Annotated in this window: 21 protein-coding genes and 1 riboswitch; of the genes, 11 read left to right on the top strand and 10 right to left on the bottom strand. The window is 59.2% G+C overall.

Annotated elements, in window-relative coordinates:
* Positions 1–68 precede the first annotated feature (68 nt).
* From AAA069_RS01560 to AAA069_RS01550, 3 genes are all read right to left on the bottom strand, one after another.
* Complete coding sequence (locus tag AAA069_RS01560) at positions 69–1,619, bottom strand: hypothetical protein (RefSeq protein ID WP_349127386.1); 1,551 nt, start codon at positions 1,617–1,619, stop codon at positions 69–71.
* A gap of 351 nt (positions 1,620–1,970) precedes the next feature.
* Positions 1,971–2,936, bottom strand: a complete 966-nt coding sequence (gene bsh, locus AAA069_RS01555) for a choloylglycine hydrolase (RefSeq protein ID WP_349127385.1) — start codon at positions 2,934–2,936, stop codon at positions 1,971–1,973.
* 131 nt (positions 2,937–3,067) lie between these two features.
* Positions 3,068–3,487, bottom strand: a complete 420-nt coding sequence (locus AAA069_RS01550; protein ID WP_196025965.1) for a peptide deformylase — start codon at positions 3,485–3,487, stop codon at positions 3,068–3,070.
* Between the two features lie 193 nt (positions 3,488–3,680).
* On the opposite strand from AAA069_RS01550, the gene AAA069_RS01545 reads away from it, so the two are divergent.
* Positions 3,681–4,991: an NCS2 family permease gene (locus AAA069_RS01545; protein ID WP_349127384.1), complete on the top strand. Its 1,311-nt coding sequence runs from the start codon at positions 3,681–3,683 to the stop codon at positions 4,989–4,991.
* Positions 4,992–5,127: 136 nt separating this feature from the next.
* Entirely contained in the window at positions 5,128–5,793 is a 666-nt protein-coding gene (locus AAA069_RS01540) for an alpha/beta hydrolase-fold protein (RefSeq protein WP_349127383.1), read from the top strand.
* Positions 5,794–5,853: 60 nt separating this feature from the next.
* On the opposite strand, the gene AAA069_RS01535 is transcribed toward AAA069_RS01540, so the two are convergent.
* The 4 genes from AAA069_RS01535 to AAA069_RS01520 all read right to left on the bottom strand — a co-directional run bounded on the left by AAA069_RS01535 (position 5,854) and on the right by AAA069_RS01520 (position 10,415).
* Positions 5,854–7,188, bottom strand: coding sequence for a uracil-xanthine permease family protein (locus AAA069_RS01535; RefSeq protein ID WP_349127382.1), 1,335 nt, complete (start codon positions 7,186–7,188; stop codon positions 5,854–5,856).
* A 123-nt stretch (positions 7,189–7,311) separates the two neighbouring features.
* Positions 7,312–8,445, bottom strand: a complete 1,134-nt coding sequence (locus tag AAA069_RS01530; RefSeq protein ID WP_349127381.1) for a 5-methyltetrahydropteroyltriglutamate--homocysteine S-methyltransferase — start codon at positions 8,443–8,445, stop codon at positions 7,312–7,314.
* Positions 8,446–8,599: 154 nt separating this feature from the next.
* Positions 8,600–9,496 carry a LysR family transcriptional regulator gene (locus AAA069_RS01525; protein WP_349127380.1) on the bottom strand — a complete coding sequence of 299 codons (897 nt, stop codon included), beginning with the start codon at positions 9,494–9,496 and terminating at the stop codon, positions 8,600–8,602.
* Between the two features lie 10 nt (positions 9,497–9,506).
* Entirely contained in the window at positions 9,507–10,415 is a 909-nt protein-coding gene (locus AAA069_RS01520; protein ID WP_349127379.1) for an HAD family hydrolase, read from the bottom strand.
* Between the two features lie 163 nt (positions 10,416–10,578).
* A riboswitch (TPP riboswitch) is annotated at positions 10,579–10,689 on the top strand.
* Between the two features lie 51 nt (positions 10,690–10,740).
* On the opposite strand from AAA069_RS01520, the gene thiM reads away from it, so the two are divergent.
* From thiM to AAA069_RS01505, 3 genes are read left to right on the top strand one after another with little or no spacing between them, the layout of a single operon-like run.
* Complete coding sequence (thiM, locus tag AAA069_RS01515; RefSeq protein WP_349127378.1) at positions 10,741–11,580, top strand: hydroxyethylthiazole kinase; 840 nt, start codon at positions 10,741–10,743, stop codon at positions 11,578–11,580.
* 3 nt (positions 11,581–11,583) lie between these two features.
* Complete coding sequence (locus AAA069_RS01510) at positions 11,584–11,925, top strand: thiamine-binding protein (RefSeq protein ID WP_225093307.1); 342 nt, start codon at positions 11,584–11,586, stop codon at positions 11,923–11,925.
* Positions 11,922–12,617 carry a thiamine phosphate synthase gene (locus AAA069_RS01505; protein ID WP_195544247.1) on the top strand — a complete coding sequence of 232 codons (696 nt, stop codon included), beginning with the start codon at positions 11,922–11,924 and terminating at the stop codon, positions 12,615–12,617. Before AAA069_RS01510 ends, AAA069_RS01505 begins: the two co-directional genes overlap by 4 nt.
* Positions 12,618–12,718: 101 nt before the next feature.
* Here AAA069_RS01505 and AAA069_RS01500 read toward each other — a convergent pair whose 3' ends face one another.
* A complete protein-coding gene (locus AAA069_RS01500) occupies positions 12,719–13,588 on the bottom strand; it encodes a patatin family protein (protein WP_349127377.1) in 870 nt (289 codons plus the stop codon).
* Positions 13,589–13,912: 324 nt separating this feature from the next.
* On the opposite strand from AAA069_RS01500, the gene AAA069_RS01495 reads away from it, so the two are divergent.
* From AAA069_RS01495 to AAA069_RS01470, 6 genes are all read left to right on the top strand, one after another.
* Complete coding sequence (locus AAA069_RS01495; protein WP_349127376.1) at positions 13,913–16,630, top strand: EAL domain-containing protein; 2,718 nt, start codon at positions 13,913–13,915, stop codon at positions 16,628–16,630.
* Positions 16,631–16,757: 127 nt separating this feature from the next.
* Positions 16,758–18,287, top strand: coding sequence for a diguanylate cyclase (locus AAA069_RS01490; protein WP_349127375.1), 1,530 nt, complete (start codon positions 16,758–16,760; stop codon positions 18,285–18,287).
* Between the two features lie 74 nt (positions 18,288–18,361).
* Positions 18,362–18,985 (top strand): flavodoxin family protein, encoded by a 624-nt coding sequence (locus tag AAA069_RS01485; protein ID WP_349127374.1) that lies wholly within the window; start codon positions 18,362–18,364, stop codon positions 18,983–18,985.
* 11 nt (positions 18,986–18,996) lie between these two features.
* Positions 18,997–19,338, top strand: a complete 342-nt coding sequence (locus AAA069_RS01480; protein ID WP_022093957.1) for an ArsC/Spx/MgsR family protein — start codon at positions 18,997–18,999, stop codon at positions 19,336–19,338.
* A gap of 86 nt (positions 19,339–19,424) precedes the next feature.
* The gene (locus tag AAA069_RS01475; RefSeq protein ID WP_349127373.1) at positions 19,425–20,555 is read left to right on the top strand and encodes a GTP-binding protein; all 1,131 of its coding nucleotides are present in this window, start codon (positions 19,425–19,427) and stop codon (positions 20,553–20,555) included.
* 95 nt (positions 20,556–20,650) lie between these two features.
* Positions 20,651–21,250, top strand: coding sequence for a tRNA (cytidine(34)-2'-O)-methyltransferase (locus AAA069_RS01470; protein ID WP_349127372.1), 600 nt, complete (start codon positions 20,651–20,653; stop codon positions 21,248–21,250).
* Between the two features lie 29 nt (positions 21,251–21,279).
* On the opposite strand, the gene AAA069_RS01465 is transcribed toward AAA069_RS01470, so the two are convergent.
* Both AAA069_RS01465 and AAA069_RS01460 read right to left on the bottom strand, forming a co-directional pair.
* A complete protein-coding gene (locus AAA069_RS01465) occupies positions 21,280–23,775 on the bottom strand; it encodes an excinuclease ABC subunit UvrA (protein WP_349127371.1) in 2,496 nt (831 codons plus the stop codon).
* Positions 23,776–23,785: 10 nt separating this feature from the next.
* Positions 23,786–24,904, bottom strand: coding sequence for an ATP-binding protein (locus AAA069_RS01460; RefSeq protein WP_349127370.1), 1,119 nt, complete (start codon positions 24,902–24,904; stop codon positions 23,786–23,788).
* Between the last annotated feature and the right edge of the window lie 49 nt (positions 24,905–24,953).

The raw sequence follows: 24,953 nt of genomic DNA, 5'->3' as shown, positions 1-24,953 counted from the left end.
CAACCGCCTGGCCCCAATCGGTCATATAACCCTAGCCCACATTGAAATGCCATCGAAAAAGAAGCAGGCTATAGAGACTGGTCTCTCACCCACTCGATGAGTTCGGGGATCGCATAAGCGTATTGCCAGGTAAAGTTATGAGTGTTTCCACCCTGGACCGTCTTGTCGGTGCTATCGAGAGTTCCCTTCTCTACATGAAGGAAAACGACATGCGCCCCATCGGTCACCGCTTGTTTACAGGCCGAGGAGCAGACATCCGAGAGCTCGACCATAAGCTCATCGAGCGTCTTCTGGCTGCTAGCCGCCTTGGCTCCTTCCTGGTTACCCGAAGGGTTTTTCTCTCCCGTTGCGTCGTAATCAATCCACAGGCCACTCGTATGTCCTTCGCCGTCATAGTTATAGGCGCAATTCAGCTGCTTCTCAACATAAGGAATTCCGATACTCGCGACACCCTTCTCGGGATCCGTCATACCGCCATAGGAATTGGAATCGTCTTCAGAAACGAATATCACCATGGGCGTCTTGGCAATCGGAGTCATGTTGCCTTGCCCGGCAACGAGCATAAGCGCTGCAAAGGAATTGTCATCGGGATGCTTGGAGGCATATTCGATGAGGGCCATGCACCCGGCAGATTCGCCCGTCCCGTAAATGCGATCCGGATCGATTGAGTAACCCTGGTCGATCAGGTCCTCGATTACATGCAGGCAAGTCTCGATATCGCAACAAGTTCCAGCGATCGTCAGCACAAATTGTGACCCATCAGCCCAGGCAAGGGCTCCCAGACCTTGACGAAGATTCACCCTCACATCGCAGGTGGTTACCCCCGCATCCGGCAGGAAGAGCGTGATGGGGTATTTCTTTGCCTTGTCGTAGTCGTCAGGCTGTGCCAAGGCAAACGAAGCATGGAATCCAGTTTTGGGGTCATCGTAGGTCCCTGCAACAAACTTGTCTGCCTCGGAGTTGAGAACAGTCGAAGCCACGAGATATCGGGAGGATGTCTCGTCGCCTGTAAGCTTTTTACCTGCAGAATCCTTGAGATCCTTTATTTGGGCGATTTTGACGCAACCGCTATCAAGGGATACGGGACCGTTTGAGCCTACGCACCCACGCGTCATCTGAAACATCAACGTCTGTGCGCCCGCATCTGCTGGATCGAGCTCGACGATGACGTACGTTCCCTTGCTTTTGCCCCCTTCATCACTCAGCTCGGCTTTGTCGTTTACATAGGCAGTGACAATCGAGCGTCCCAAAACCGAGAAAGATCCCAGCCCCTTTTCCTGAGCCTGTTGACCGATGCCGCCATGTCCGGGATCAACCGAAGACGCATCGACATCCACGTCGTATTCAATCGCCACGCCGACAATCTTCTCTCCGATTGCATATGTTTTCGCAAGTGCAGAAACAGAGATAACGTGCCCGTAGTATTCGCTAACGTCGCTATCCGTGCCACCCAATTTGCCGTCGCTATCAACCTTCAGTGCATCATCCTTGCCGGCAGCCACGCTTCCCGCGCCGCTTTCGCTTCCAGACGCGCAGCCAACAAGCATAGAGGCGGTGCCCGCCAGCATTGTAGCCCCACCGGCCGTTAAAAAGCTTCGCCGACTCATTTCGAAAGCCATTTTTATTGCCCCGTTCCCCAGCCCGCTTCTGACTGGATTTTCAGCATTTCTAATCAGAAATTAACGAAACGGAGTCCGTGCCTTCGAAGCGCCAAAACAGGGAATCCGTTGATGCCAGATGCCCGGCGCGCCGCTCGGAAGTAAAACTAAAGGAATTTTATATAATCTAAATGAGCCAATCGATTCGCTTTTGAACGGCTATTATTCCAAAGATGAATTGAAACTACCGTTTGTTTAATATATTTTGACAAAGTCATCGGCATCATGTTTGCCTTCAACTTCTGATCTACCAAGCGGCCCTGCGCCTCACGAGAGACGCAGGGCCGCTTTGCATTGCAGTAAAGCTAACGGCTACGAACGGCGCGGCTCGGGAACCACGAGCCTATCGGGGCTCGCGCCCTCGGCATCCATCAGGCTCACGTAGCGAATCGACGGATCCCCATACATCGCGTAGTAATAATTGCCCGTGCGTGCGCTAAAGCATCCGGTGTAGATAGTCTTCTCGAACTTGCCATCGCCCATCCTGGACGCTCCCTCGATCATCACCACGCCCTCGAGCGAGCGGAACATGCGAACGACGTTTTCGGTCTCGCTCTCCTTTTGCGGGTAATTGGCATTGAGGTACGCCGCCTTTACAAAACGGCTCGGCGAATAGCAGTCACCCGGAATGCCGCGCATGCCGGCACCGGCTCCATAGGGCTTGAGCTCGGCGCCACGCCATGTCGCCGTCTGCGGAAAATCGCTTGTGGCGGTGACATAGGTGCGCAGGTTTTCCATGTGCCACGGAAAGGTCGGCTGGTTGGCAAGGGTGTCGACCGGATCGTCGTATACATGCAGGCCGTCAGCCATCATCTCGACCACGATGCTGCGCTGGCTGTCGCCGATAATCCAATGGAGCAGCGACACGCCCAGCCCCTCTCCGGCAGATTTGGCGACAATCACCGTGTCGCGCAGCGCGGCCTCGACCTCATCGACCGTCGAGAACGTCGCTGCCACCCACAGGGGGAACTCATAGGCCGCGATATTGGTCTTGCCGTCGACAGGGTCCTCGGCATACTCGGCATAACCCGGGAAATTGAGACCCGCCACGGCGAGGCCCGCATCGTTGCCGCAATCGAAGAACATAGGGTAGTTCCTGTAATCGATGCACATACCAATCACCGCGTGCGCCGCCGTCGCGTCGTCGATAAACGAATACGGAATGTGAAACCCGCGCGGCATCACGCGAACCTGTTGGCCGTAGTCAAAGCTCCAGTCGAGATTGCGGCCCAGATACATGTGGCCAGAATTATCGGTAAATCGAATACTCGTACACATAGCGCCTCCTAGCTTTACGTTCCTGCTAAGGTTATTGTCACCAAACGAAAAGGCGCTAAACACAAAAGCCCGGACATGACAACAATGTCACGCCCGGACCAAAAGAGACGAAGTGTGGTGCTTTGTTCCCCTTAGACCAACTTTCCTAGACAGTGGTCAATCATGTGCTGGATCATCTGTGCCTCAAAGCCCGCGTAGTCGCGGCGGCACTCCTTCATCTTGCCGTCGACGATCTGATCAAAGGCGACCTTGCACTTGATATAGCGCGTGGACTTGGTGACCTCCTCGTGCGTCAGGCAGCTCTCCTCCATCTTGCTGGCGCCCAAGCCAAACACCAGACGGGGGTTATAGAGCACGTGGGGCTCGCCGGCGTCGTCCAGATAGACGCAGACCTTCTTGGTAACGCCAATCTGGTTGGCGGCCAAGCAGCCGGCATCATCGAGCGACTTGATAGTATCAATCAGATCCTGAGCGACCGACTCGTCCTCGACAGTCGCAACCTCGCAACGCTGAGACAGGATAGCCTCGTCGCGGCAGAGCTCTTTAATCATACGTTCCTCCATAGGGGTCGTTGTAACCGCTTAAGTATACGGTACCTACACAATTTCATGCGAAAGATACCGCCCGTCCGTTACAAACCGCCGAACATCAACATGCGAGGAACACCAACTTCACAAAGGCGATATAGTGGGTGAGTTCGTGTCAATCGGCCTAAACTCGGGGCCGAACAAGGAAAGGGTATGCATGGACGAACTGTTTCACGTCAGCGAGCGCAAGTCCACAATCGGGACCGAACTTCGCGCTGGACTGACAACATTCCTGGCGATGGCCTACATCATCGCCGTCAACCCCGCGGTGCTCTCGGGCGCTGGCATCGATGCGGGAGCGCTCGCCTGCGCCACCTGCCTGGGCGCCGGCATCATGACCATCTGCATGGGCATCTTCGCCAACCGCCCGCTCGCCTGCGCGTCGGGCTTAGGCGTCAACGCGATGATCGCTGGAATCGCCACCACCGTCTGCGGCGGTGACTGGCACGTGGCCATGAGCGTCATCTTCCTTGAGGGCGTCGTCATCTTGCTGCTCGTGCTTTGTGGCCTGCGCGAGGCCATCATGGACGCCATCCCGGTTGTCCTGCGTCACGCCATCTCGGTGGGTCTGGGCCTGTTCATCGCCATGATTGGCCTGTGCGATGCCGGCATTATCACCGCTGGCGCCGGTACACTCGTCGGTCTGGGCGACATCACCTCCCCCACCTTCATCGTCGGCATCATCTCCATCCTGGTGACAGTCGCCCTCGCTTGCCGCAACGTCCCCGGCTCGCTGCTCATCGGCATCGTCGTTGCCGTCATCGCCGGTATCCCCCTAGGTGTGACCCAGGCTCCGACCGGTATCATCGCCCCGCTCGACTTCTCGAGCATCGGTGGCCCCATCGCCGACGCCGGCGGCGTGCCCGCCATCGTCAAGGTCCTTACCGACCCCGCGCTCCTCGTCATCTCGTTCTCGCTGCTCATGAGTGACTTCTTCGACACCATGGGCACCGCGATGGCCGTGGCCAAGCAGGGCGAGTTCCTCACCGACGACGGCAACGTCGAGAATATCAAGGAGATCCTGATCGTCGACTCCGCCGCCGCTGCTGTGGGCGGTTTCATGGGCGTCTCCTCCATCACCACCTTCGTCGAGTCCACCTCTGGCGCTGCCGACGGTGGCCGCACGGGCCTCACCTCCGTCACCACCGGCGTGCTGTTCATTCTCGCCGCGTTCTTCTCCCCCATCGTCACCATCGTTTCCAGCGCCGCCACCTGCGGTGCCCTGGTCTACGTCGGCTACCTCATGATGAGCGAAGCCTCCGAGATCGACTGGTCCGACGTGTCGCAGGGTTTCCCGGCGTTCATGATTGTCGCCGGCGTGCCCTTCACCTACTCCATCTCTGCCGGCATTGGCCTGGGCTTTATCGCCTACGTGATCGTCGCGCTCTTTAAGGGCGAGGCCTCCAAGATCAAGCCGCTCATGTGGATCGCAGCCCTTGCCTTCCTCGTCTACTTCTTCGTGGCGTAACGGCATAGTCTGTTAAAGCAAAACAACAAGGCGCGGAGTCGCATCGAGCGGCTCCGCGCCTTTCTTTTAGCGTCTGCCCCGTGCCAGCGTGCGACAATTGAGGCTGTCAATATCACAACACCGAGAGAAGCCTGCCTTGGAAGCGCATCAGAAGCAGATAACCGTTTATTCAGAGTGTGCGGAAGGTACGCCCGTCATCTACCTCCCCGTGGTTATGGGCGACGGTAGTGAAGTCTACGAGCGCTGCCGAGAGCTCGACTGCCCGCCATTCGCCCTTGTCGCCATTGGAGGGCTCGATTGGAATCGCGAGCTGAGCCCCTGGGAATGCGACGGAACTATACGAGATGCCGAGCCCTTTGGCGGACAGGCGTCTGAGTTTCTCGATGAACTGCTGAATCAGATAATCCCAGAGGCCGAATCATCACTTCCCTGCCCGCCCACCTGGCGCGGCATTGCCGGCTACTCGTTGGCGGGTCTTTTTGCACTGTGGGCACTTTGGCAAACAGATGTCTTTGAGCGCGCGGCGAGTGCGTCGGGGTCGCTGTGGTTCCCCGGCTTTATCGACTACGCGCGCGAGCGCACGATGACAGCTACGCCCGACGCCGCCTATCTGTCGCTCGGTAAAATGGAAACAAAGACGCCCAACCGCATGATGCGGCACGTACTCGACGATACGCGTGCGATGGAAGAGCTGTTTATCGAGCGTGACATTCCAACAACGCTGGAGCTCAACCCCGGCAACCACTTTGCCCAAACTGACCTGCGCATGGCGCGCGGCATCCACTGGATACTGACGCATTAAAAATGGCGTCCACGCGTACATACGCATGGACGCCATTTTTAATTTGGCTGAACGCAGCTACTATTCAGCAGTCTCCTCAAGCTCGGAAGTATCGAACTCAAAGTCATTGCCGGGCAGGATGGCGTTGAGCACAATGCCCACCAGCGAGCCCACGGCAAGGCCCGAAAGCGAAATCGTCACGCCGCCCAGCTCCAACACGATGGCACCGGCGGCACTGTAGGCAATGCCGAGCGAAAGCACGAGCACCAGAGCCGCCACCAGCACGTTGCGGTTGTTCTGGAAATCAACCTGGTTCTCGATAAGGTTGCGAACGCCCACGGCGCTGATCATGCCGTAGAGCACGAGCGACACACCGCCGATAACGCACGCCGGCATGGCGGCAATCACCGCAGCAAACTTGGGGCAGAACGAAAGCACAATGGCGCAGCAGGCGGCAATGCGAATCACACACGGGTCGAACACACGCGTCAGGGCAAGCACGCCGGTGTTCTCGCCATAGGTGGTGTTGGCCGGAGCGCCAAAGAGCGAAGCCAAAATCGTGGCGAGGCCATCACCGAGCAGCGTGCGGTGCAGGCCGGGATCGGCAATGTAGTTGCGCTCGCAAGTCGAACCAATAGCAGAGATATCGCCAATGTGCTCAATCATGGTCGCAAAGGCCAACGGCATGATGGTGATGATGGCCGTCGTGGCAAGACCGCTATCGAACTGCGGTCCAAAGAGCGCGAACACGGTGTTGTCCCACACGACAGGTAGACCGACCCACGGCGCGGCGGCAACCCCCGAAAAATCAACCTCGCCCAGCACCGCCGCGACGGCATAGCTCACCACAACGCCCAGCAGAATCGGCACGATCTTGACCATGCCGCGGCCCCAGATGTTGCAGATGACGATCACGGCCACAGCGATAACGGCGACAAGCCAGTTGGTCTGGCAGTTGGCAATGGCAGAGCTCGCCAGGATCAGGCCGATGGAAATGACGATGGGGCCGGTCACCACCGGCGGGAAGAAACGCATAACGCGCTTGGCGCCAAAGGCACGGAACAGGGCCGCCAGCACCGGATAGAGCAGGCCGGCACAAGCTACGCCCAGGCAGGCGTAGGGCAAAAGCTCGGTCTCGCCGTTGGGCGCGATGGCGGCATAACCGGCAATAAAGGCAAACGATGAGCCCAAAAATGCCGGCACCTTACCGCGCGACAGGAAGTGGAACAGCAGCGTGCCGATGCCGGCGAACAGAAGCGTCGCCGAAACGGAAAGGCCGGTGAGCACGGGCACGAGCACCGTGGCTCCGAACATCGCAAACATGTGTTGCAAACCCAACACGAACATGCGCGGGCGGCCGAGCGACGATGCATCGTAGATGGCATCGGTGACGGCGGGCGTCGAGGATTGGGACATGGAAGTCCTTTCATGATGGAAGGGCGATCAGGCATATCGGATAACCTGCCCGAACGATACGATCCGAACCATTGTACGTGATACGCCATGTCTCGCACGCGCCGTCACCTGCAAACGGTAGCGTTACTTCCAAACGCGCTCGGAAATGCGCTTGACCAGCGCGATCTTTGCCCACTGTTCGTCCTCGGTCAGTTTGTTGCCAATCTCACAGCTGGCAAAGCCGCACTGGGGCGACAGGTACAGGTTCTCGAGCGGCACATACTTTGCGGCCTCGTGGATACGTTCGACGATGGCATCCTCGTCCTCGAGCTCAGCGGCCTTGGTGGTCACCAGGCCCAGCACGACCTTCTTGCCGGGAGCAACATACTTGAGCGGCTCAAAGCCACCGGCGCGCGGCGTATCGAACTCAAGGTAGAACGCGTCGACATCCTCGTGCGCAAAAAGGTACGGTGCAATGGGATCGTAACCACCCTCGAAGGCATACGTGGAGTGGTAGTTGCCGCGGCACACGTGCGTGTTGATAACCAGATCGTCGGGCTTGCCCGCGATGGCAGCATTGTTGAGCGCCACGCCCAGCTCGCTCACCTTTTGCAGGTCAACCGGACTCATGCCGGTCTTGGACACAAAGTCGGTATCGCAATAGATGCCCCAGGTGCAGTCATCAAATTGGATGTTGCGGCAGCCCGCGGCATACAGGTCGGCAATCACGGTGCGGTATGCTGCGGCAATGGCATCGGCGAGCTCTTCGTCGGTCTTATAGACGGCACGCAGGCTCTCCTGCTGGCCATCACAGCGGTCGAGTGTGACTTCGGAGAACGTCTGGATCGGCGCCGGAATGGTCTGGCGCGCGATCTGGCCCTCACCCTCGAGCGACTTGACAAATTTGAAGTGCTCGACGAACGGATGGTTCTCGCCGCTAATGGGACCGGTTACCACGGCGGTGTCGGCGGTAGTCTCCTCATCGTGAAACATGTAGCCCGTGCGCGAGGCGCGGCGCTCAATGCCATTGAGGCCCCACATAAAATCGAGGTGCCAGTAGCTGCGGCGGAACTCGCCATCGGTAATCACCTGCAGGCCGGCAGCCTTCTGCTTGGCCACTAAGTCGCGGATGGCCTCGTCCTCGACGGCCTTAAGGCCGGAAGCGTCGAGTTTACCCGCGACATAGGCGGCACGGGCATCCTTTACAGCCTGCGGACGAAGAAAACTGCCGACGATATCGGCGCGAAACGGCGCGTTCGGTTGAATCGAAGTGCTCATAGATATCTCCTTTGCATTGGTTGCTTTACTGGGACAGAGTATGAGCGCTCATATGGTCATCGTAAAATATACGTTTATAACAGTTTGATATAGATGCTTCCTATATCAGTCTGGACTGTCATAAAGAGACTTGAACCGTGCGGAGCACAGCAGCCTAGATATGCTGACGAATCGCGTCGATATAGGCCCGACCGTAGCGCGTGAGCGTCGTGTTCTTGCGCGTGATGATGCCAATCTCCATGTACTCGTCCACGTCGAGCGGAATCGAGATAATGCCGGGGCCGTTGAGCTCGTGGCTGATCACGCCCGAGCATACCGTGTAGCCGTTGAGGCCCATGGCCAAATTGAACAACGTCGCACGGTCGCGCACGCGGATATTTTTGCGACGCTCGAACGTCGAGGTCAGCTCCTCGGAATAGTAAAACGAGTTGTAGCTGCCCTGCTCGTAGGACAGGAACGGGTAGTCTTCCAGATCCTCGAGCGTCACGCTGGAGCGGCTCGCCAGCGGATGGTCGGCGCAGACGAAGACATGCGGCGTGGCGCAGAAGAGCCCTTCGAACACGAGCTCGTTGGCGGCAAGCATGCGCTCGATGACCTCGCGATTGTGCTCCGACAGATACAGGATGCCGAGTTCGCTTTTCATATGCGCGACATCCTCGATAATTTCGTGGGTCTGCTCCTCGCGCAGGGTAAAGTCGTAGCGCGCGGCATCGAACTCGCGGATCACATCGACAAACGCATTAACGGCAAAGGAATAATGCTGGCAGCTCACACTAAAGTGCGGCACCTGCTCGGACGTACCTTTGTACTTGCCCTCGAGCAGGTCGGCCTGGTCGAGCACCTGGCGCGCGTACCCCAAGAAGGTCTCGCCTTCCTCGGACACAATGACACCCTTGTTGGTGCGCTCAAAGATATGCACACCCATCTCGTTTTCGAGATCGCGGATCGACGCGGTAATCGAAGGCTGCGACACAAAGAGCCGGCGCGAGGCCTCGGTGATGCTACCGCATTCGGCAACCTTAACAACATATCTGAGCTGCTGAAGCTTCATAGCCTTCTCCCTAGACGTTCGTGACGCCAAAACCTGCCGCGTCCATTTGGCTCATAAACGACGGCATCTCCCCCGTCGCGGCGCAGGCGGCAATCTGATGCAGAGCCCCGGCAACCGCATCATCTGCCGCAGCGCCGATATGCCAGCGTGCGGCAGCCGTGACGGCCTCGTTGGCATTGGCGACTGCAACGGAGTTGGGAACGGCATCGATCATGGGCAAATCGTTATCGGAATCGCCGAATACGGCCACCTCGTCGGGCGTCAGGCCCAAAGCACGCGCCAGCTCCAGCGCAGCGCAGCCCTTGTCCCAGCCGGTCGGAAGAACGTCGAACAGGCGCACGCGGTTGTTGGGAAACACAAGCGAGAGTTCCGGCACCTCAGCGGCAACACGCTCGCGCAGCTCGGCGAGCTCCTCGCGCGAACGGGCACTCCAGATATTCGCCTTGTATACCGGGGCATCGTCAACGACAGGACGACAGGGAGCCTCTTCGCCCTTGAGCCACGCGTTGCCGCCTGACTTCATGGCGCGACGCACACGCTCGGGATCGCTTGTCACGCAATAGGCATCGTTATTCCAAAAGTCATCACCCAGACGGTAGACCTTCAAATACGTATCGTCGGTCTCCTGTTCAAAATAATCGGCTAAGCGCATCAGAGCATCGTTATCGATTGCGCGCGAGGCGACTACTTCGCCGTCGACAAACATCACCTGGCCGTTACAGAACGCACCGGTCGAATAACACTCGGAACGGTTTTTGAACATCCAGCCCATCGCGGACGGCTGACGACCCGAAACCGGCCCAAAGTGCAAACCCGCCGCCTGCATGGCATGAATACCCTCAATGGCGTAGTCGCTGGCGCCGTCATGCCCGGCTGGAATCAGTGTATCGTCCATATCGGTCAGCACAAGTTTGATCATAAGGTCCCCTCGGTCATTCTTAATCCCATCTATTGTACCGACCTGCCAAAAAGGGACAGGTTTATTTCGGCAGGTTTCATCTGGGAAAACGCAAAGTCCCAGTTGTTACCTGCCAAAATAAACCTGTCCCTTTTTGGCAGGTGCGCTAGTATAGGGAACAACAGATTCGATGCGGGAGTGCCGGCGGTGCAAACCACAAGGCTGAGAGGGCAATGGGCCCAATCCTTTGAACCTGTCAGTTAATGCTGGCGTAGGGAGCATGCCGCCTTTACAGGGGCGCTGTCTATGCACAGCGCCCCTTTTCTATGCCAAGGAGGCATGTGCAGTGATTGATTCGGAACAGCTTAAGCAAAATGTGGTCAAAGCCGTGGAGGAGATTCGTGCCACCAATCCGATGGCCGGCTCCATCACCAACACGGTGACGATCGACTTTGTCGCCAACGCGCAGCTCGCCGTGGGCGGATCGGCCGCCATGGTCTATCTGCCCGACGAGGGCGAGGCACTCGTTGCCGGCGGCGGCGCCATCTACCTCAATATGGGCACGCTCTTCCCCATCTACGAACAGACGATTCCCCGCGCGGCCAAGGCGGCACACGACGCCGGCAAGCCCTGGGTGCTCGATCCGGTGGGCCTGGGTATCGGTAGCCTGCGCACCCAGCTGGTAAACGAACTCAAGCAGTACAAGCCCGCCATCGTGCGTGGCAACGCCTCCGAGATCATCGCACTCGCCGGGCTGTGGGGTCTTGAGGGCGAGGCGGCCGATCTGAGCCGCGTGCGCGGTGTCGATACCACCGACACGGTAGACGCCGCCCGCGATGCCGCCGTGGCGCTCGCCCGCTACACCGGCGGCGCCGTTGTGGTCTCGGGCGAAGTCGACCTGATCACCGACGGCATGACCGTGGCCAAGTCCCACGGCGGCAGCCCGCTCATGTCCAAGATCACCGGTTGCGGCTGCTCGCAAGGCGGCGTGCTGGCTGTGTACGCCTGCGCTGCCGACCCGTTTACGGCCGCCGTCTGCGGCACCGCCGTCTACAACGTTGCCGGCTCGCGTGCCGCCGCTGTCGCCGATGCCCCGGCAAGCTTTAAGGTCGCCTTTATCGACGAGCTCTACCGCGCGACCGCCCAGGATATTGCCGATAACCAACTCGAGCTCGAGGAGGCATAAGCCATGTCCGAGCCCGCAACCAATGCCGGCATGAACACACTCGTCGCCGTGGCCATCGCCCCGTGCGGCACCGGCGATGAACTGTCCGCCGAGGTCGCCGAGGTCGTGCGCGTCATTCGCGAGAGCGGCCTTCCCAACCGCACCACCTCGATGTTCACCGAGATCGAGGGTGACTGGGACGAGGTCATGCAGGTCGTGCGCGACGCAACCTTTGTGTTGGCGAGCAAGGGCATCCGCACCGAAGTCGTGCTCAAAGCCGATATTCGACCCGGATTTACCGACACCATGACCGGCAAGCTCGAACGCATGGAAGCACAGATCAAGAAGCAGGAGGAAGCACGATGAGCATCCGCGACAACCTTGATATCTCGGCCTATCTGGTACTCGGCCCCGAAAACACGCTCGGGCGCCCCGTGGGCGATGTGGTGGCCCAGGCACTCGACGCCGGCTTTACCTGCATCCAGGTGCGCTCCAAGGTGGCAAGCGCCCGCGAGATCATCGCGCTGACCGGCGACGCCGCGCAGGCAATCGCTCAGGCCGGCAAGACCGGTCAGGTCGCCTTGCTCATCGACGACCGTCTGGACTGTGTGCTTGCCGCACGCGAGCAGGGTATTGCTGTCGACGGCGTGCACGTGGGCCAAAGCGATATTCCCGTCGAGGTCTGTCGCAAGTTGCTGGGCCCCGACGCCATCGTGGGCCTTTCGGCCCGTTGTGAGGAGATGCTCGAGTACGTCAAGACCGCCGACATGAGCCTGGTCGACTACCTGGGCATCGGCCCGCTCCACGAGACCGAGACCAAGCGCGACTGCGGACGCGCGGCCGACGGCTCTATCATCACCAAGAGCTTTGAGGACCTGGCCGCACTCCACGCGGCAAGCCCCGTGCCCATCGTGGTGGGCGGCGGCGTTAAGACAGCCGACCTGCCGCAGCTTAAGGCCACCGGCGTCAACGGCTTCTTTGTGGTGAGCGCCGTCTGCAGCGCCGATGACCCCTACGCCGCGGCCAAGGAGCTTGTCGACACCTGGCAGCAGGCATAGCCATAAGCCGAGCAGCCGATTCGCAGCCTCACATCTTCAGCAATGGAAAGCGCATCCCAGTTTGGACCTCCATTCCGGGATGCGCTTTCCACATGCGACCCTTACCCCGCCAGATACGCTTCCAACGCCGGCAAAGTCGCCTCCGCATCGCGGCGACCAATCTGGTAGATGCGCTCAAGTTCATCGGGCTCACGACACAGCGACGGCACCTTCACCGATTCGCTCGGACGCACCACAAAGATATCGCCGGCGGCCTCACGACGCGCCAAATCATCGAGCGTGGCATTGTAGACCTCATGCCGATGCTCAAGCGCTGCGACAAACTCCGGATAGTGACGGAACACGCGACGCAGCATGGGCATCACGCTGTTGGGCTGCTTCACAAAGCCCGCCGGCTGCGTGAGTACCACGATATTGCGGTCATACCCCTGCGCAAACAGCCAAGCGCTGGGAATAGAGTCAGCCACGCCACCATCCAGATACTTATGCCCGTCAATAGCAACGGGACGCGTCGCCACAGGAATCGCCGATGACGCCCGGATCCACTCGATATCGCGCTCATCGCCATACGGCAGATCGTGATAGACGGCCTTGCCCGTCTCGATATCGGTACACACGCACGTAAACCGCATGGGGCAGGCGCGATATGTCTCCAAATCGATGGGATCGCGCTCGATGGGCACCTCGTGATAGGCAAAATCGGCATTGAACATATCGCCGGTTCGCAGCCAGCTGGTCACGCTTGCGTAGCGCTTGTCGGCACAATAGGCCTTGTTGTAGCGAATGGCGCGGCCGATCTGGCGCGATTTAAAGTTGTAGCCAAACGCCGCGCCCGCCGAGACACCCACCATATGGTCGCAAGTTAAGCCGTGCTCCATCCAAACGTCGAGCACGCCCGCCGTATACATACCGCGGTAGCCGCCTCCCTCGAGTGCCAGCCCCACCGTGCGCGTCGTATTTGACTGTGCCATGCGACCATCTCCGTCCCCACAAATTCAAACGGGACAAGTATACCCGTCAACATATATCGTCCCAGTCGCATTTTTATCGAACATCGCATCGTCGCGCTACCGCCTGTCGAACAATAGCCGCCCACAGCATGTGCACCCATATATAATTGTGCACTATTGTTTACACTACTCAGCTGTTATCAACAGCGAACATTAGCCGGCAAATTAACTCAACAACGCGGCAAGGCGGGGGCCTGGATACATGCAAAGCGCTGAGCAACGACGCGTGTACACAACGAGCTCGCCCGACGCAATCCGCCCCGACCTCAGAAAGCCACTTAGAACATGGAAACTGTCAGCAATTACACCGAAACGCTCGAAAAGACCGTCCGCGACCTTCTCGAACGTCAAGACGATCTGATCAGGACCGCCTTTACCGACCAGCTTACCGGGCTTGGTAACCGCGGCGGCTTTGCCCGCTCCCTCGAAGAACTCTGGGAGCAGGACGCCCCCGTTACCATGGCGTTCATCGATATCGACAATCTCAAGCACTGCAACGACGTCTTTGGCCATGACGAGGGCGACCGCTATATCTTGCAGGTAAGTCTCTATCTTAATCTGTATATGAAGGTGGGCGAAGCGGCGTTTCGCATAGGCGGCGACGAGTTTGCCATCCTATCTACGATTGCAACCGAGGACGACCTCGCCGAACGTCTGAAACACTGCCGAACGGTTCTGCTCAAAAACAACGATTCCGAGATGCCCCACTCGTTTAGCTACGGAGTGTCACATGCCGACCCCGCCCTGGGCGAAGCTTCCAATCGCATGACGCTCGATGCCGACCATCGCATGTACGACTACAAGCTACGTCATGCCATGCACCTCGATCGACGCAATATCACGCAAGTTCACGCCGACGACTTCGAAATAAGCGATCGAATTTTTGACGCCTTTTCGATGCTCAATGAGGGCCGATATTTCTTTATCGAGAACTTGGACAAACATCGCACCCTTTGGTCACAAGGTGCCTTGCGCGATCTTGGCCTTCCCTCGGAGCACATAGACAACTGTCGCGATTACTGGAAAACGCGCGTCCATCCCGACGACCTTGAGGCCTGCATCAACGACATCGACCAAGTCTACAACGGCACCAAGCACCGTCGCGTCATGCAGTATCGTGTGCGCAACGCCGTCGGCGACTACGTCCTTTGCCGTGCTCGCGGGTTTCGTATCGACGGCGACGGAAATGTCCCCTCGCTCTATGTCGGCGAGCTCGTCAACCACTCACTTGCCGAAACCGTCGACGCCGCCACAGGCCTCGGAACGCAGCGCATGCTGGCCAACGCCATCGACGCCTGCCGCCGCGATCGTTGCGAGACAGGGCTTATAGCGGTGCGCGTTCGTGGCACGACAAAGCTCAACGAGCTCTACGGGGCCGAGGCCGTCGACAACATGCTTGCCGAATACGCAGGCCGTATGCTGTCGATCACTCGCGGCAGGAGCCGGGTCTACCGTTCACGAAGCGTTCAGTTCGTCGTGCTCAGCAACGACCTAGACCACGAGGCATTCGAGCAACTGACCCGCCACCTTAAAGAGGCCGTTTTCGCTCCTGTTCGAATCGCAGGCGACACCATTACTCCCGTCTGCCTTGTCGTCCCGGCCTTTTACGAGCACTTAACCCATCAAGCGACCGCCGTTTTAGGCGAACTCAACCGTCGCCTTCGCACGGCCGGCGGGCTTGTTCCCAACGACAGCCTCCCCATACCCGAGGCTGAGCGCAAAAGCGCCATCGCCGAACGTATCGACTCGCTCACGGGTCTCTATCGACCCAGCGAGTTTATGCGGCGCGCCAACGCTTTTCTCGAGGCAAGACGCGACGGCGCCTGGTGCATCGCCACGGTCGACATGGGCCACATGCGCCTGTTTAACGAATGGTATGGACAGGCCGAAGGCGACCGCCTGCTTGCCGATGTGGGCACGGTCCTCAAGGACATCGAGAATGCCGACATGGTCGTCGCAGGGTACTGGGGCCAAGATGACTTTTGCGTACTCATCCCCTTTAAGCACATCACCGTCCATCAAATCTACAACCGCGTTCGCGAGGCAGTAGCCAGGTATGATGGCGGCGTAGGTTTTTGGCCGTCCATGGGCGTTTACCCCATCGATTCCAATGAGGAGATCACCATCGATGCGCAGGCAAAGGCCATGTTTACCAATCGGCGCGCAAAAAACGACTTTAAGGAGCGCATTGCCATTTTTTGCCCCGAGGAGTACAAGCGCGAAATCGTGTTCAACCGCACGCTGACCGAATTCCAGTACGCGCTGTCAAATGGTCGCATCACGTACTATCTTCAGCCCCAGGTCGATATGGAAACCGGCGAGATTATTGGCGCCGAAGCACTCACCCGCTGGATTAACAAGGACGGCTCTCTCATTTCGCCCGCAACGTTTATCCCCGCACTCGAGGAAAGCGGCTTTGTAGCGACGCTCGACAAATATGTTTGGCAGGGCGTCGCCATGTGGCTCCGCGAGCGCCTCAATCGAGGACTTCGCGTGGTTCCGATTTCCCTCAATGTGTCGCGCGTAGACATTCTTGCCTGCGATGTCGCCGAGCATATGGGGTCGCTCGCCGCCCAGTACAACCTGCCGCCCGAACTCATGCACATCGAGATCACCGAGACCGCCTATACCGGAGAGTCCGAGGCCGTGGATAAGCTGACCGCGGATCTGCACACCCGTGGCTTCTCGACCTACATGGACGATTTTGGCACCGGCCAGTCCACGCTCGCGATGCTCAAGAACGTCAACGTCGACGTCATCAAGCTCGACCGCACCTTTGTGCCCACCGACCGCGATCAAGGCCGCAGCACGCAAATCATTTCATCGATGCTCGAAATGGCGCAGTCGCTCCATCTGCCCGTCGTGGTCGAAGGCGTCGAGACAAATGAGCAGGCGAACATGCTACGACAAATGGGCGCCCGCTACGCTCAGGGCTTCCTCTACTACCGCCCCATGCAGGCGAAGGATTTTGAGGCATTGCTCGATGGCGGCAATAACAACTGATACGCTCGCGCGCAAAACGCCACCGTCGAAGGGGATATTTGTCTCCATTAGCTAACTTATATCCCCAATTCAAACCGAATTGGGGATATGATACAAACCGTTGTTCCGCCCAAGGAGGTTATCCATCATGAACGAGTCGTATCGCCTGGGCGAGCAATCGATTATTGCCTATCTTCAGCGACTTGCGAACGGCGTCTCGACCGCCGAACTCGATGTTGCCGCGCTGCCTGCTGGGCTACGCGCCGTTGGCGAGCAACTGCAAAAGACGCATGCCATCCTGCAACAAGAGCGCCAGCTGCTTGAGCGCAACGCCTATATCGATCCGCTCACCAACTTGGGCAACCGCAACGGATTCGACCGTCACGTCGAGCAACTCTGGCGCAAAGGCGACCCCTTCACCTGCGCCTATATTGACATCGACCATCTCAAGCATTGCAATGATAGGTTTGGCCACGCCGAAGGCAATCGCTATATTCTGAGCATCTGCCGCACGCTCTCCGAAACCATGGAGCACGATGAGATGCTGTTCCGTATCGGTGGAGACGAGTTTGTGCTCATCTCGCCCTCCGCAAACGAGATTGAACTCGAGCAGCGCTTGGAGCAGGTGCGTACCAGGCTGATCGAGGCGAGCTCAGGTGGCAAGGCACCCATGATCGGCAGCTTTAGCTTTGGCTGCTCGCGCGTCGATCCACTTGCTGGCGACACGCGTCGCCAGATGACGATGGATGCCGATCGCAAGATGTATCGCTATAAGCTTATGCATCGTGTGCAGCAACCGAAAGACGATGACGCGCCGCAACGCCCAATCGTCGACCAGCTTCCCTGCAACGACCGGGTGTTCCAAGCGATCTCCATGAGCTCCGAGACGCGCTATCCGTTTATCCTCAATCTCGATACGGGAGAATCGCAATGGTCGGTTAACGCCGTACGCGATTTTGACCTGCCCTCCCAGCACCCTTTTAACTCACTCGACATGTGGCTCGCCCGCGTTCATCCCGAGGACCGCGACAACGTACGTGCCGAGCTCGACATGGTGATAAACGGCACGTGGCACTTCCACTACATGCAGTATCGCGTAATGGATGCCACCGGAAAATACGTGCTTTGCGACTGCACGGGCTACCGCTTAGACGGCACCGATACCGAGCCCGGCATGTATGTGGGCATTATCATCAACCGAAGCTTGGCAGATACGACCGATTCCGTGACCGGCTTGGGCGATATTCACGCCCTGGTCAACGCCATTGGCGAAATGCGTCGCGTGGCGCGCAAGGCTGGTTTGATCGCCATCAAAATCGACGATATCGCTCAGGTCAATGCCCGCTTTGGCTTTGATGCGGGCGACCGCGTTTTGGCAGAAAGCGCCGCCTGCCTCATGGAATGCTCGCGCGGCAAGGGTCGCCTGTTCCGCTCGACGGGGCCGACGTTCGCGGCGCTTTTCGACGACTTTGATCCCGAAGAGACCGACGCGATCGCAGAAGAAATCGAGCGGTTCCTGGGTTCTCCCGTGCTCTTTGGCCCATTTGAATATCAGCCGCCCATTCGCGTGGCCACGCTCCATCTGGACGGCGTCGACCGTCAGCCCGTTTCGATTTTGAACGAGCTCAAAGCGTTGCTCGGGAAAGCCGTGCAGGTGCCAGGTACCAAACTGGATTAGCACCGCGCCCACACCGCCTCCCCCATCGTGCGATAATCCTCTGCAGAAGTCACCGACAGCAGAGGGAGTTTGTGATGAAGGTTCTTTTGGTCAACGGCAGTCCCAAGGCAAACGGAAACACCGCCCGGGCGCTCGCCGAGATTGCAGAGCAGCTTAAAGCCGAAGGCATCGATAGTGAGGTATTTCAGCTGGGCGCCAAGCCCATTCGCGACTGCATCGGCTGCGGCCAGTGTGGCAAGCTTAACGGTCGCTGCACCTTTGACGACGACGTGGTCAACGAGCTGATCGCTGCCGCCGAACAGGCCGACGGTTTTGTCTTTGGCTCGCCCGTCTACTATGCGCATCCCAGCGGACGCATCCTCTCGGCACTCGATCGCGCATTCTATGCCGGCAACAAGGCCTTTGCACACAAGCCGGGCGCTGCCGTTGCCGTTGCCCGTCGCGGCGGCACGTCGACCACTTTCGACGTGCTCAACAAGTACTTCACCATCAACCAGATGCCCGTGGTCGCCTCCACGTACTGGAACAACGTGTTTGGCGCCATGCCGGGTGAAGCCGCCCAGGACGCCGAGGGCCTGGCCACCATGCGCAACATCGGCAAGAACATGGCCTGGCTCCTGCATTGTATCGAGGCAGGACAGGCCGCCGGCATCGAAGCCCCCGAAGCCGATCGCGAGCGCACCAACTTCATCAGGTAGAACGGCGGAACATGAATATTCAAATCTTCGGCACCAAGAAGTCCTTCGATACCAAGAAGGCCCAGCGCTATTTTAAGGAGCGCCGCATTAAGGTACAGTTTATTGACCTTAAGGAAAAGGAGATGAGCAAAGGCGAGCTCACGAGCGTGATGCAGGCGGTCGGCGGTATCGACAAGTTGCTCAACCCCAAAGCCAAGGACGAGGAGACGCTCGCACTCATCCAGCACCTCACCCCTAGCCAGCGCTTCGACAAGCTGCTCGAGAACCAGCAGGTTCTAGCCGAGCCCATCGTGCGCAACGGCAAAAAGGCCACCGTCGGTTATTGCCCCGATGTATGGGGAGCCTGGGAGTAGCTTGTGTTATTTGCCGGCGCGTGGGTATAAGAGCAGGCGTTTGGCATAAGATTCAGCTGTAAGCCATGTCTAACAAAGGAGGGCACATGCCCAACAAACCCGTGAAAATCATCATGCTTACCGGATACCTCGGTGCCGGCAAGACCACGCTGCTCAACCACATCCTCGCTAACGATGGCGGTATCCGCGCCGCCGTGATCGTCAACGATATCGGCGAGATCAATGTGGACGCCAGCCTCATCGCCGACGGCGGCCTTTCCGAGACCGACGACCTCATCCCGCTCACTAACGGCTGCATCTGCTGCACGCTTTCGGATGACCTGGCCAACCAGCTGCAGGGCATCGCCGATTCGGGCGACTTCGATTACATCATCATCGAGGCATCGGGTATTTGCGAGCCCATCCCCATCGCCTACACCATCTCGAGCTTCTGCGACGAGGCCAAGGTGGGCGGCGAGCCCAAGCTCGCACTCGACAACATCGTGGCCGTGGTCGATTGTGCCCGCATGTACGACGAGTTCAACGGCGGTCGCGACCTGCTGGCAGAGGATATCGACGAGGACGACATCGAGAGCCTGCTCATCCAGCAGATTGAATTCTGCTCCACGCTGATTCTCAACAAGACCGATACCGTGACGCCTGAGCAGATCGCCGAGCTCAAGGCTATCGTGCGCAGCCTGCAGAAGGACGCCGTAATCGTCGAGGCTCAAAACGGAGAGGTTCCTATGGGGGAGCTGCTCGACACCGACCGCTTCGATTTTATGCGCGCCTACAACTCCGCCGCCTGGATTGAGGCCATGGAGCATCCCGAGGAGCACGATGACCCCGAGGTGCTCGAGTACGACATCGAGACCTTTGTTTACTCGCGCCGTAAGCCGTTTGACCTGAAGAAGTTCACCGATTTTGTTGAGCAGGAGTGGCCCGACGAGGTCATCCGCGTCAAGGGTCCGCTGTGGCAGACCGGCGACCCGGACATGTGCTACATGTTTGAGCAGGCCGGCCACCAGATGCGCCTGATGGAGAACGGCCTGTTTGTCGACTCGGCGCCCGAGGGCGAGAAACAGAAGATCATCGACGAGAACCCCGAGATCATGCAGATTTGGGACGACGAGACGGGCGACCGTATGACGAGCCTGTGCATCATCGGCCGTCACATGGACAAGGATGCGCTCATCGCCTCCCTCGATGCCTGCCTGACCGACTGGCACCGCGCCTAGGTTTATCCAAGCGGGTATTTTTCCGCTTACGTAACCGCCAAACCACCACGAAGGTACCCTTCGTGGTGGTTTTTCGTTCTGAGCCAAGGAGATTCATGTTCAACATTGTGCTGTATGCGCCCGAGATTCCGGCCAATACGGGCAATATCGGCCGCACCTGCGTGGTTACCGGCGCCCGTCTACATCTGGTGGAGCCACTGGGCTTTTCGCTCGACGACAAGACAGTACGTCGCGCCGGCCTGGGCTACTGGCAAAACTTAGACGTGACCACCTATGCCGGCTGGGAGGATTTCCTTGCACGCAATGGTCTCTCCCCTGCCGACGAACGCCTGCATCTGCTGACCAAAAAGGCACGCCGCACCTATGCGCAGAGTACCTACCGCGATGACGACTACTTGATCTTTGGCAGCGAGAGCTCGGGCATTCCCGAGCCACTGCTTGCCGCGGCGCCCGAGCGTTGCGAGCGCATCCCGATGCTGCGCGATTGCGACTCGCTCGATAACGCCGAGGCATGGGAAGCTCACGAGGAATCGCTGGGGCATACCGAGGACAGCCACGAGGCCATCCTTCGGCAGGATATCTGCGGCAACTTCGTCAATCCCGACGACTACCGCATCAGCGCCCTCAACCTTTCCAACAGCGCCGCCATCGTCCTCTACGAGGCCCTACGCCAAACAGGCTTTCCGGGAATGTGACAAAGGAACTGTCCCTTTGTCACTTTCACTTACAAATAGCGGCCGGTGATGCTTGCGGGGCAGGCCGCGATGTCGCTCGGCGTGCCGGCGCAGACGATTTGCCCGCCGGCGTCGCCACCGCCTGGGCCCATGTCGATTACGTAATCGGCGTTACGGATAAGGTCGAGATCGTGTTCGATCACGATAACCGTGGCGCCCTTGGCAACAAGGCCGTCGAACACGCTCAACAGCACCTGAACATCGAGCGGATGCAGGCCAATCGTGGGTTCGTCGAACACGAATACGGCGTCATCCTGCACACGGCCCATCTCGCTCGCAAGCTTAAGACGCTGAGCCTCGCCGCCCGAGAGCGCCGGCGTGGGCTCACCGAGCGTGAGATAGCCCAAGCCCAGGTCGTGCAAGGTCTGCAAGCGCGTCTGAACCTTCTTGAGTCCCACCGTGGCGTCGAGGGCCTCGTCCACACTCATATCCATGAGCTGCGGCAACGTAAGCAGACTCCCGTCCTTGCCCTCGCGATGGATACGCGAAGCCGCGTCCGCATAACGCGAACCGCGACATGCCGGGCAGACGATCTCGACATCGGGCAAAAACTGCACGTCGAGCGATATCGAGCCCGTGCCATCGCACGTAGGGCAGCGCAAGGCACCAGTGTTGTAGCTAAAGGCACCCGCCTTGTAGCCGGCCGCCTTGGCCTCGGGCGTACGGGCGAAGGCGCGGCGCAGCTCATCATGGATGTCGGCATAGGTCGCTACCGTCGAGCGCACGTTGGCACCGATGGGCGTGGCGTCAATCAGGTTGGCGCGTGCGATGCTCTCGGCGTCGACCCAGCGCACATGGCTTGGCAGGCGCTCGCCAGCTGCCTGCGCCTTGAGTGCCGGAATGAGCGTCTCGAGCACCAACGTCGTCTTGCCCGAACCCGAAACGCCCGTAACCGCGACCAAGCGGCCGCGCGGAATATCGACTTCGAGCGGCTTGACGGTATGGATGGTATCGGTTGCCATGCGGATGTGGCCCTGGTCGAACATTTCGTCGTCAGCCACCTGTGGACGCAAGCGCTTGGGGTCTGCGCGCAAAAACGGTGCGATGCGGCTGCCCTGCGATTGCTCGACCTCGTCTACCGTACCAGCGGCGATTACACTGCCGCCGCCTGCTCCGGCAACGGGGCCCATCTCGACCAGATAGTCGGCTTCCGCCAGTACGCGCGTATCGTGGTCGACAACAACCACGGTGTTGCCGTCGCCTACCAGATCGCGCATCACGCCTACCAGGCCGTCGACATTGGCAGGATGCAAGCCAATCGAGGGCTCGTCCAGCACATAGAGCACGCCCGTCGATCGGTTGCGCACCACGCGGGCGAGTTGCACGCGCTGGCGTTCGCCCGTGGAGAGCGTGGCACCGGCGCGATCGAGCGAAAGATAATCGAGACCCAAATCGACCAGGCGACGGGCCGCACCCAAAAACGAGTCGCAGATATCCGTCGCCATGGGCTGCATCTCGGTCGGCAAGGATGCGGGCACCCCGCGCACCCACTCAATCGCATCACCAAGCGTCATGGCCGCTGCCTGTGCCAGATTGATACCGCGCACCTGGGGCTGGCGCGCAACCTCGGAGAGACGCGTGCCGCCGCAATCGCGGCATGCTCCCTCGCGCAAAAAGCGCGCAACGCGTTTGAGGCCCTTGTCGTCCTTAACCTTGGCGAGCGCATTCTCGACGGTATAGACGGCGTTGTAATAGGTGAAGTCGAGCGGCGTGGCGCCCTCACCGTTTTTGGGAACGTAGAGAATGTGCTTCTTAACCGCCGGACCATGAAACACGATGTCGCGCTCTTGAGGCGTGAGCTGGTTAAACGGCACGTCGGTGCGTACGCCCATCTCGCCGGCCACCTGCTTCATCAGATCCCACATGAGCGTGCCCCAGGGAAGGACCGCGCCTTCGTTGATAGTCTTTGACTCGTCGGGCACCAGGCTCGCCTCGTCCACCTCGCGCATGACACCGGTGCCGCCGCAGGTGGGACATGCGCCGCCGCTGTTAAACGCAAGGTCCTCAGCGCTCGGCGCGTAGAATTCGCGGCCGCACGCAGGGCACGTGAGCGACAGGCCTGCGGCAACGTTAAGGCTCGGCTCCACGCGCGCCCCGCAGTGCGGGCACACGTGATGGGCGCAGCGGCTAAAGAGCAGGCGCAGGCTGTTGTTGAGCTCGGTCATGGTGCCAAAGGTGGAACGCACGCCCGGCACGCTGGGGCGCTGATGCAATGCGAGCGCCGCCGGCACGTGCAGCACCTCATCCACCTGAGCATGCTCGGCTTGCGTCAGACGACGTCGAGTATAGGTGCTGAGCGCCTCCAAGTAGCGACGCGAGCCCTCGGCATAAAGGACCCCCAGCGCCAGCGAGCTCTTGCCCGAACCCGACACGCCGGCAATACCCACGAGCCTTCCCAGCGGAATATCGATATCGATGTCCTTGAGGTTATGGACACGCGCGCCACGCACCTCGATAGCCTGCGGGCTCATCTTCTGTTCCGTCACCTTTATCACCCTACTCATGCCATAAAACGCAATCGCGAATGTACACGCCCAGCATGGGCACGGTAAACCGGACGAGACCGTATCCGGCGGCCTCGATGACGCGCTCGCGAATCAGGCTTGCGCGATATTTACTCGCCCAACTCTGGGTGCGATCGCAACGCTCAATGATATCCGCCATGCGCGTCGGCTTACCCTCGTCAGCAGCCATGGCCTCGATAAAGAGGCGCTGTGGACTGCGCAGCCCGTAATATAGAGGCGCGTCAACCGCTTCGTAGAACTCGGAGACGGCATCGGCGTAGCCAGCCTCGACATCGCACGCTTCAATGACCCGCGAGTCACGCCGGACAGCAGAGCGCCACATGTAATATCCCACGAGCTGAACCATATAGGGATGTCCCATGCTCTTGTGTGCCGCAAGGTCCGCCGTCTCCGCATCAACGCAAAGACCAGCGCCTTTGACCGTCTGGATATATGAATCGCGCACTTTGGGCAAAGAAATCGCCCCCAGCGTACGCTGCTGGGCGCGGCGCAAAAACGTCACGCTCGGCTCTTCGAGCAGGTCGTCAACCATACTGGGCAAGCCGGCGAACACCAGCGCAAGACCGCGCTGGTCGCTATCGGGCAATCCCGTATTATCCTGGTCTCCGAGCACTTGCTGATAGAGAACGGCAAGAGCCGCCAGCTCCTCGATAGACGCCGATTGAGCCTCGTCAATCGCAAACAGTATGCCCTTGCCTGGACCGAGCTTCTTGAGGCGCTCGTTGACCAGCCCTCGCAACGTCTCGCCCTTTGCTCGCGCCGCCTCGACCGACATCCGTCCAAACGACGGACCGAACTCCATTGACGTCACAATGGGTTTATTCGAGCGAAGCGCATCGACCAAGCGGTCGCATAAGCCAAGCGAAGCGGAATCGGAGACAACCGCCCATCCGCGCTCATTGGCTAGACGTTGCAGCTCCCGCAGGAGAACCGTTTTGCCGCAGCCACGGTTTCCCGTAATGAGCATGAGCCTGCCCGGCGCTCCGGCGCCGTTATCGAGCCCTTCCTCAAAATCTTCGATGACCGACTCTCGACCGATGAGTATCGGAGGCCGCTTGCCTGCCGTTGGCTTAAAGGGATTTGGATTCATGTCGGCCTCCTCGGATTGGCAAACCCTGATAATAGTTATACCAACTTAT

The sequence above is a fragment of the Collinsella sp. CLA-SR-H006 genome (genome assembly GCF_040097075.1).
Classification (GTDB): Bacteria; Actinomycetota; Coriobacteriia; order Coriobacteriales; family Coriobacteriaceae; genus Collinsella.
The sequence above is the reverse complement of the archived record's forward strand: the minus strand, read 5'-3'. Positions and strand labels throughout refer to the sequence as shown.

Bases quoted from the DNA above. Each gene is read 5' to 3' on its own strand.
- AAA069_RS01485 (WP_349127374.1), top strand. From the start codon at position 18,362: ATGAAGGTTCTTTTGGTCAACGGCAGTCCCAAGGCAAACGGAAACACC.
- AAA069_RS01470 (WP_349127372.1), top strand. From the start codon at position 20,651: ATGTTCAACATTGTGCTGTATGCGCCCGAGATTCCGGCCAATACGGGC.
- bsh (WP_349127385.1), bottom strand. From the start codon at position 2,936: ATGTGTACGAGTATTCGATTTACCGATAATTCTGGCCACATGTATCTG.
- AAA069_RS01545 (WP_349127384.1), top strand. From the start codon at position 3,681: ATGGACGAACTGTTTCACGTCAGCGAGCGCAAGTCCACAATCGGGACC.
- AAA069_RS01460 (WP_349127370.1), bottom strand. From the start codon at position 24,904: ATGAATCCAAATCCCTTTAAGCCAACGGCAGGCAAGCGGCCTCCGATA.
- AAA069_RS01520 (WP_349127379.1), bottom strand. From the start codon at position 10,415: ATGATCAAACTTGTGCTGACCGATATGGACGATACACTGATTCCAGCC.
- AAA069_RS01535 (WP_349127382.1), bottom strand. From the start codon at position 7,188: ATGTCCCAATCCTCGACGCCCGCCGTCACCGATGCCATCTACGATGCA.
- AAA069_RS01480 (WP_022093957.1), top strand. From the start codon at position 18,997: ATGAATATTCAAATCTTCGGCACCAAGAAGTCCTTCGATACCAAGAAG.
- AAA069_RS01490 (WP_349127375.1), top strand. From the start codon at position 16,758: ATGAACGAGTCGTATCGCCTGGGCGAGCAATCGATTATTGCCTATCTT.
- AAA069_RS01550 (WP_196025965.1), bottom strand. From the start codon at position 3,487: ATGATTAAAGAGCTCTGCCGCGACGAGGCTATCCTGTCTCAGCGTTGC.
- AAA069_RS01495 (WP_349127376.1), top strand. From the start codon at position 13,913: ATGGAAACTGTCAGCAATTACACCGAAACGCTCGAAAAGACCGTCCGC.
- AAA069_RS01510 (WP_225093307.1), top strand. From the start codon at position 11,584: ATGTCCGAGCCCGCAACCAATGCCGGCATGAACACACTCGTCGCCGTG.
- AAA069_RS01500 (WP_349127377.1), bottom strand. From the start codon at position 13,588: ATGGCACAGTCAAATACGACGCGCACGGTGGGGCTGGCACTCGAGGGA.
- AAA069_RS01475 (WP_349127373.1), top strand. From the start codon at position 19,425: ATGCCCAACAAACCCGTGAAAATCATCATGCTTACCGGATACCTCGGT.
- AAA069_RS01525 (WP_349127380.1), bottom strand. From the start codon at position 9,496: ATGAAGCTTCAGCAGCTCAGATATGTTGTTAAGGTTGCCGAATGCGGT.
- AAA069_RS01505 (WP_195544247.1), top strand. From the start codon at position 11,922: ATGAGCATCCGCGACAACCTTGATATCTCGGCCTATCTGGTACTCGGC.
- AAA069_RS01560 (WP_349127386.1), bottom strand. From the start codon at position 1,619: ATGGCTTTCGAAATGAGTCGGCGAAGCTTTTTAACGGCCGGTGGGGCT.
- AAA069_RS01530 (WP_349127381.1), bottom strand. From the start codon at position 8,445: ATGAGCACTTCGATTCAACCGAACGCGCCGTTTCGCGCCGATATCGTC.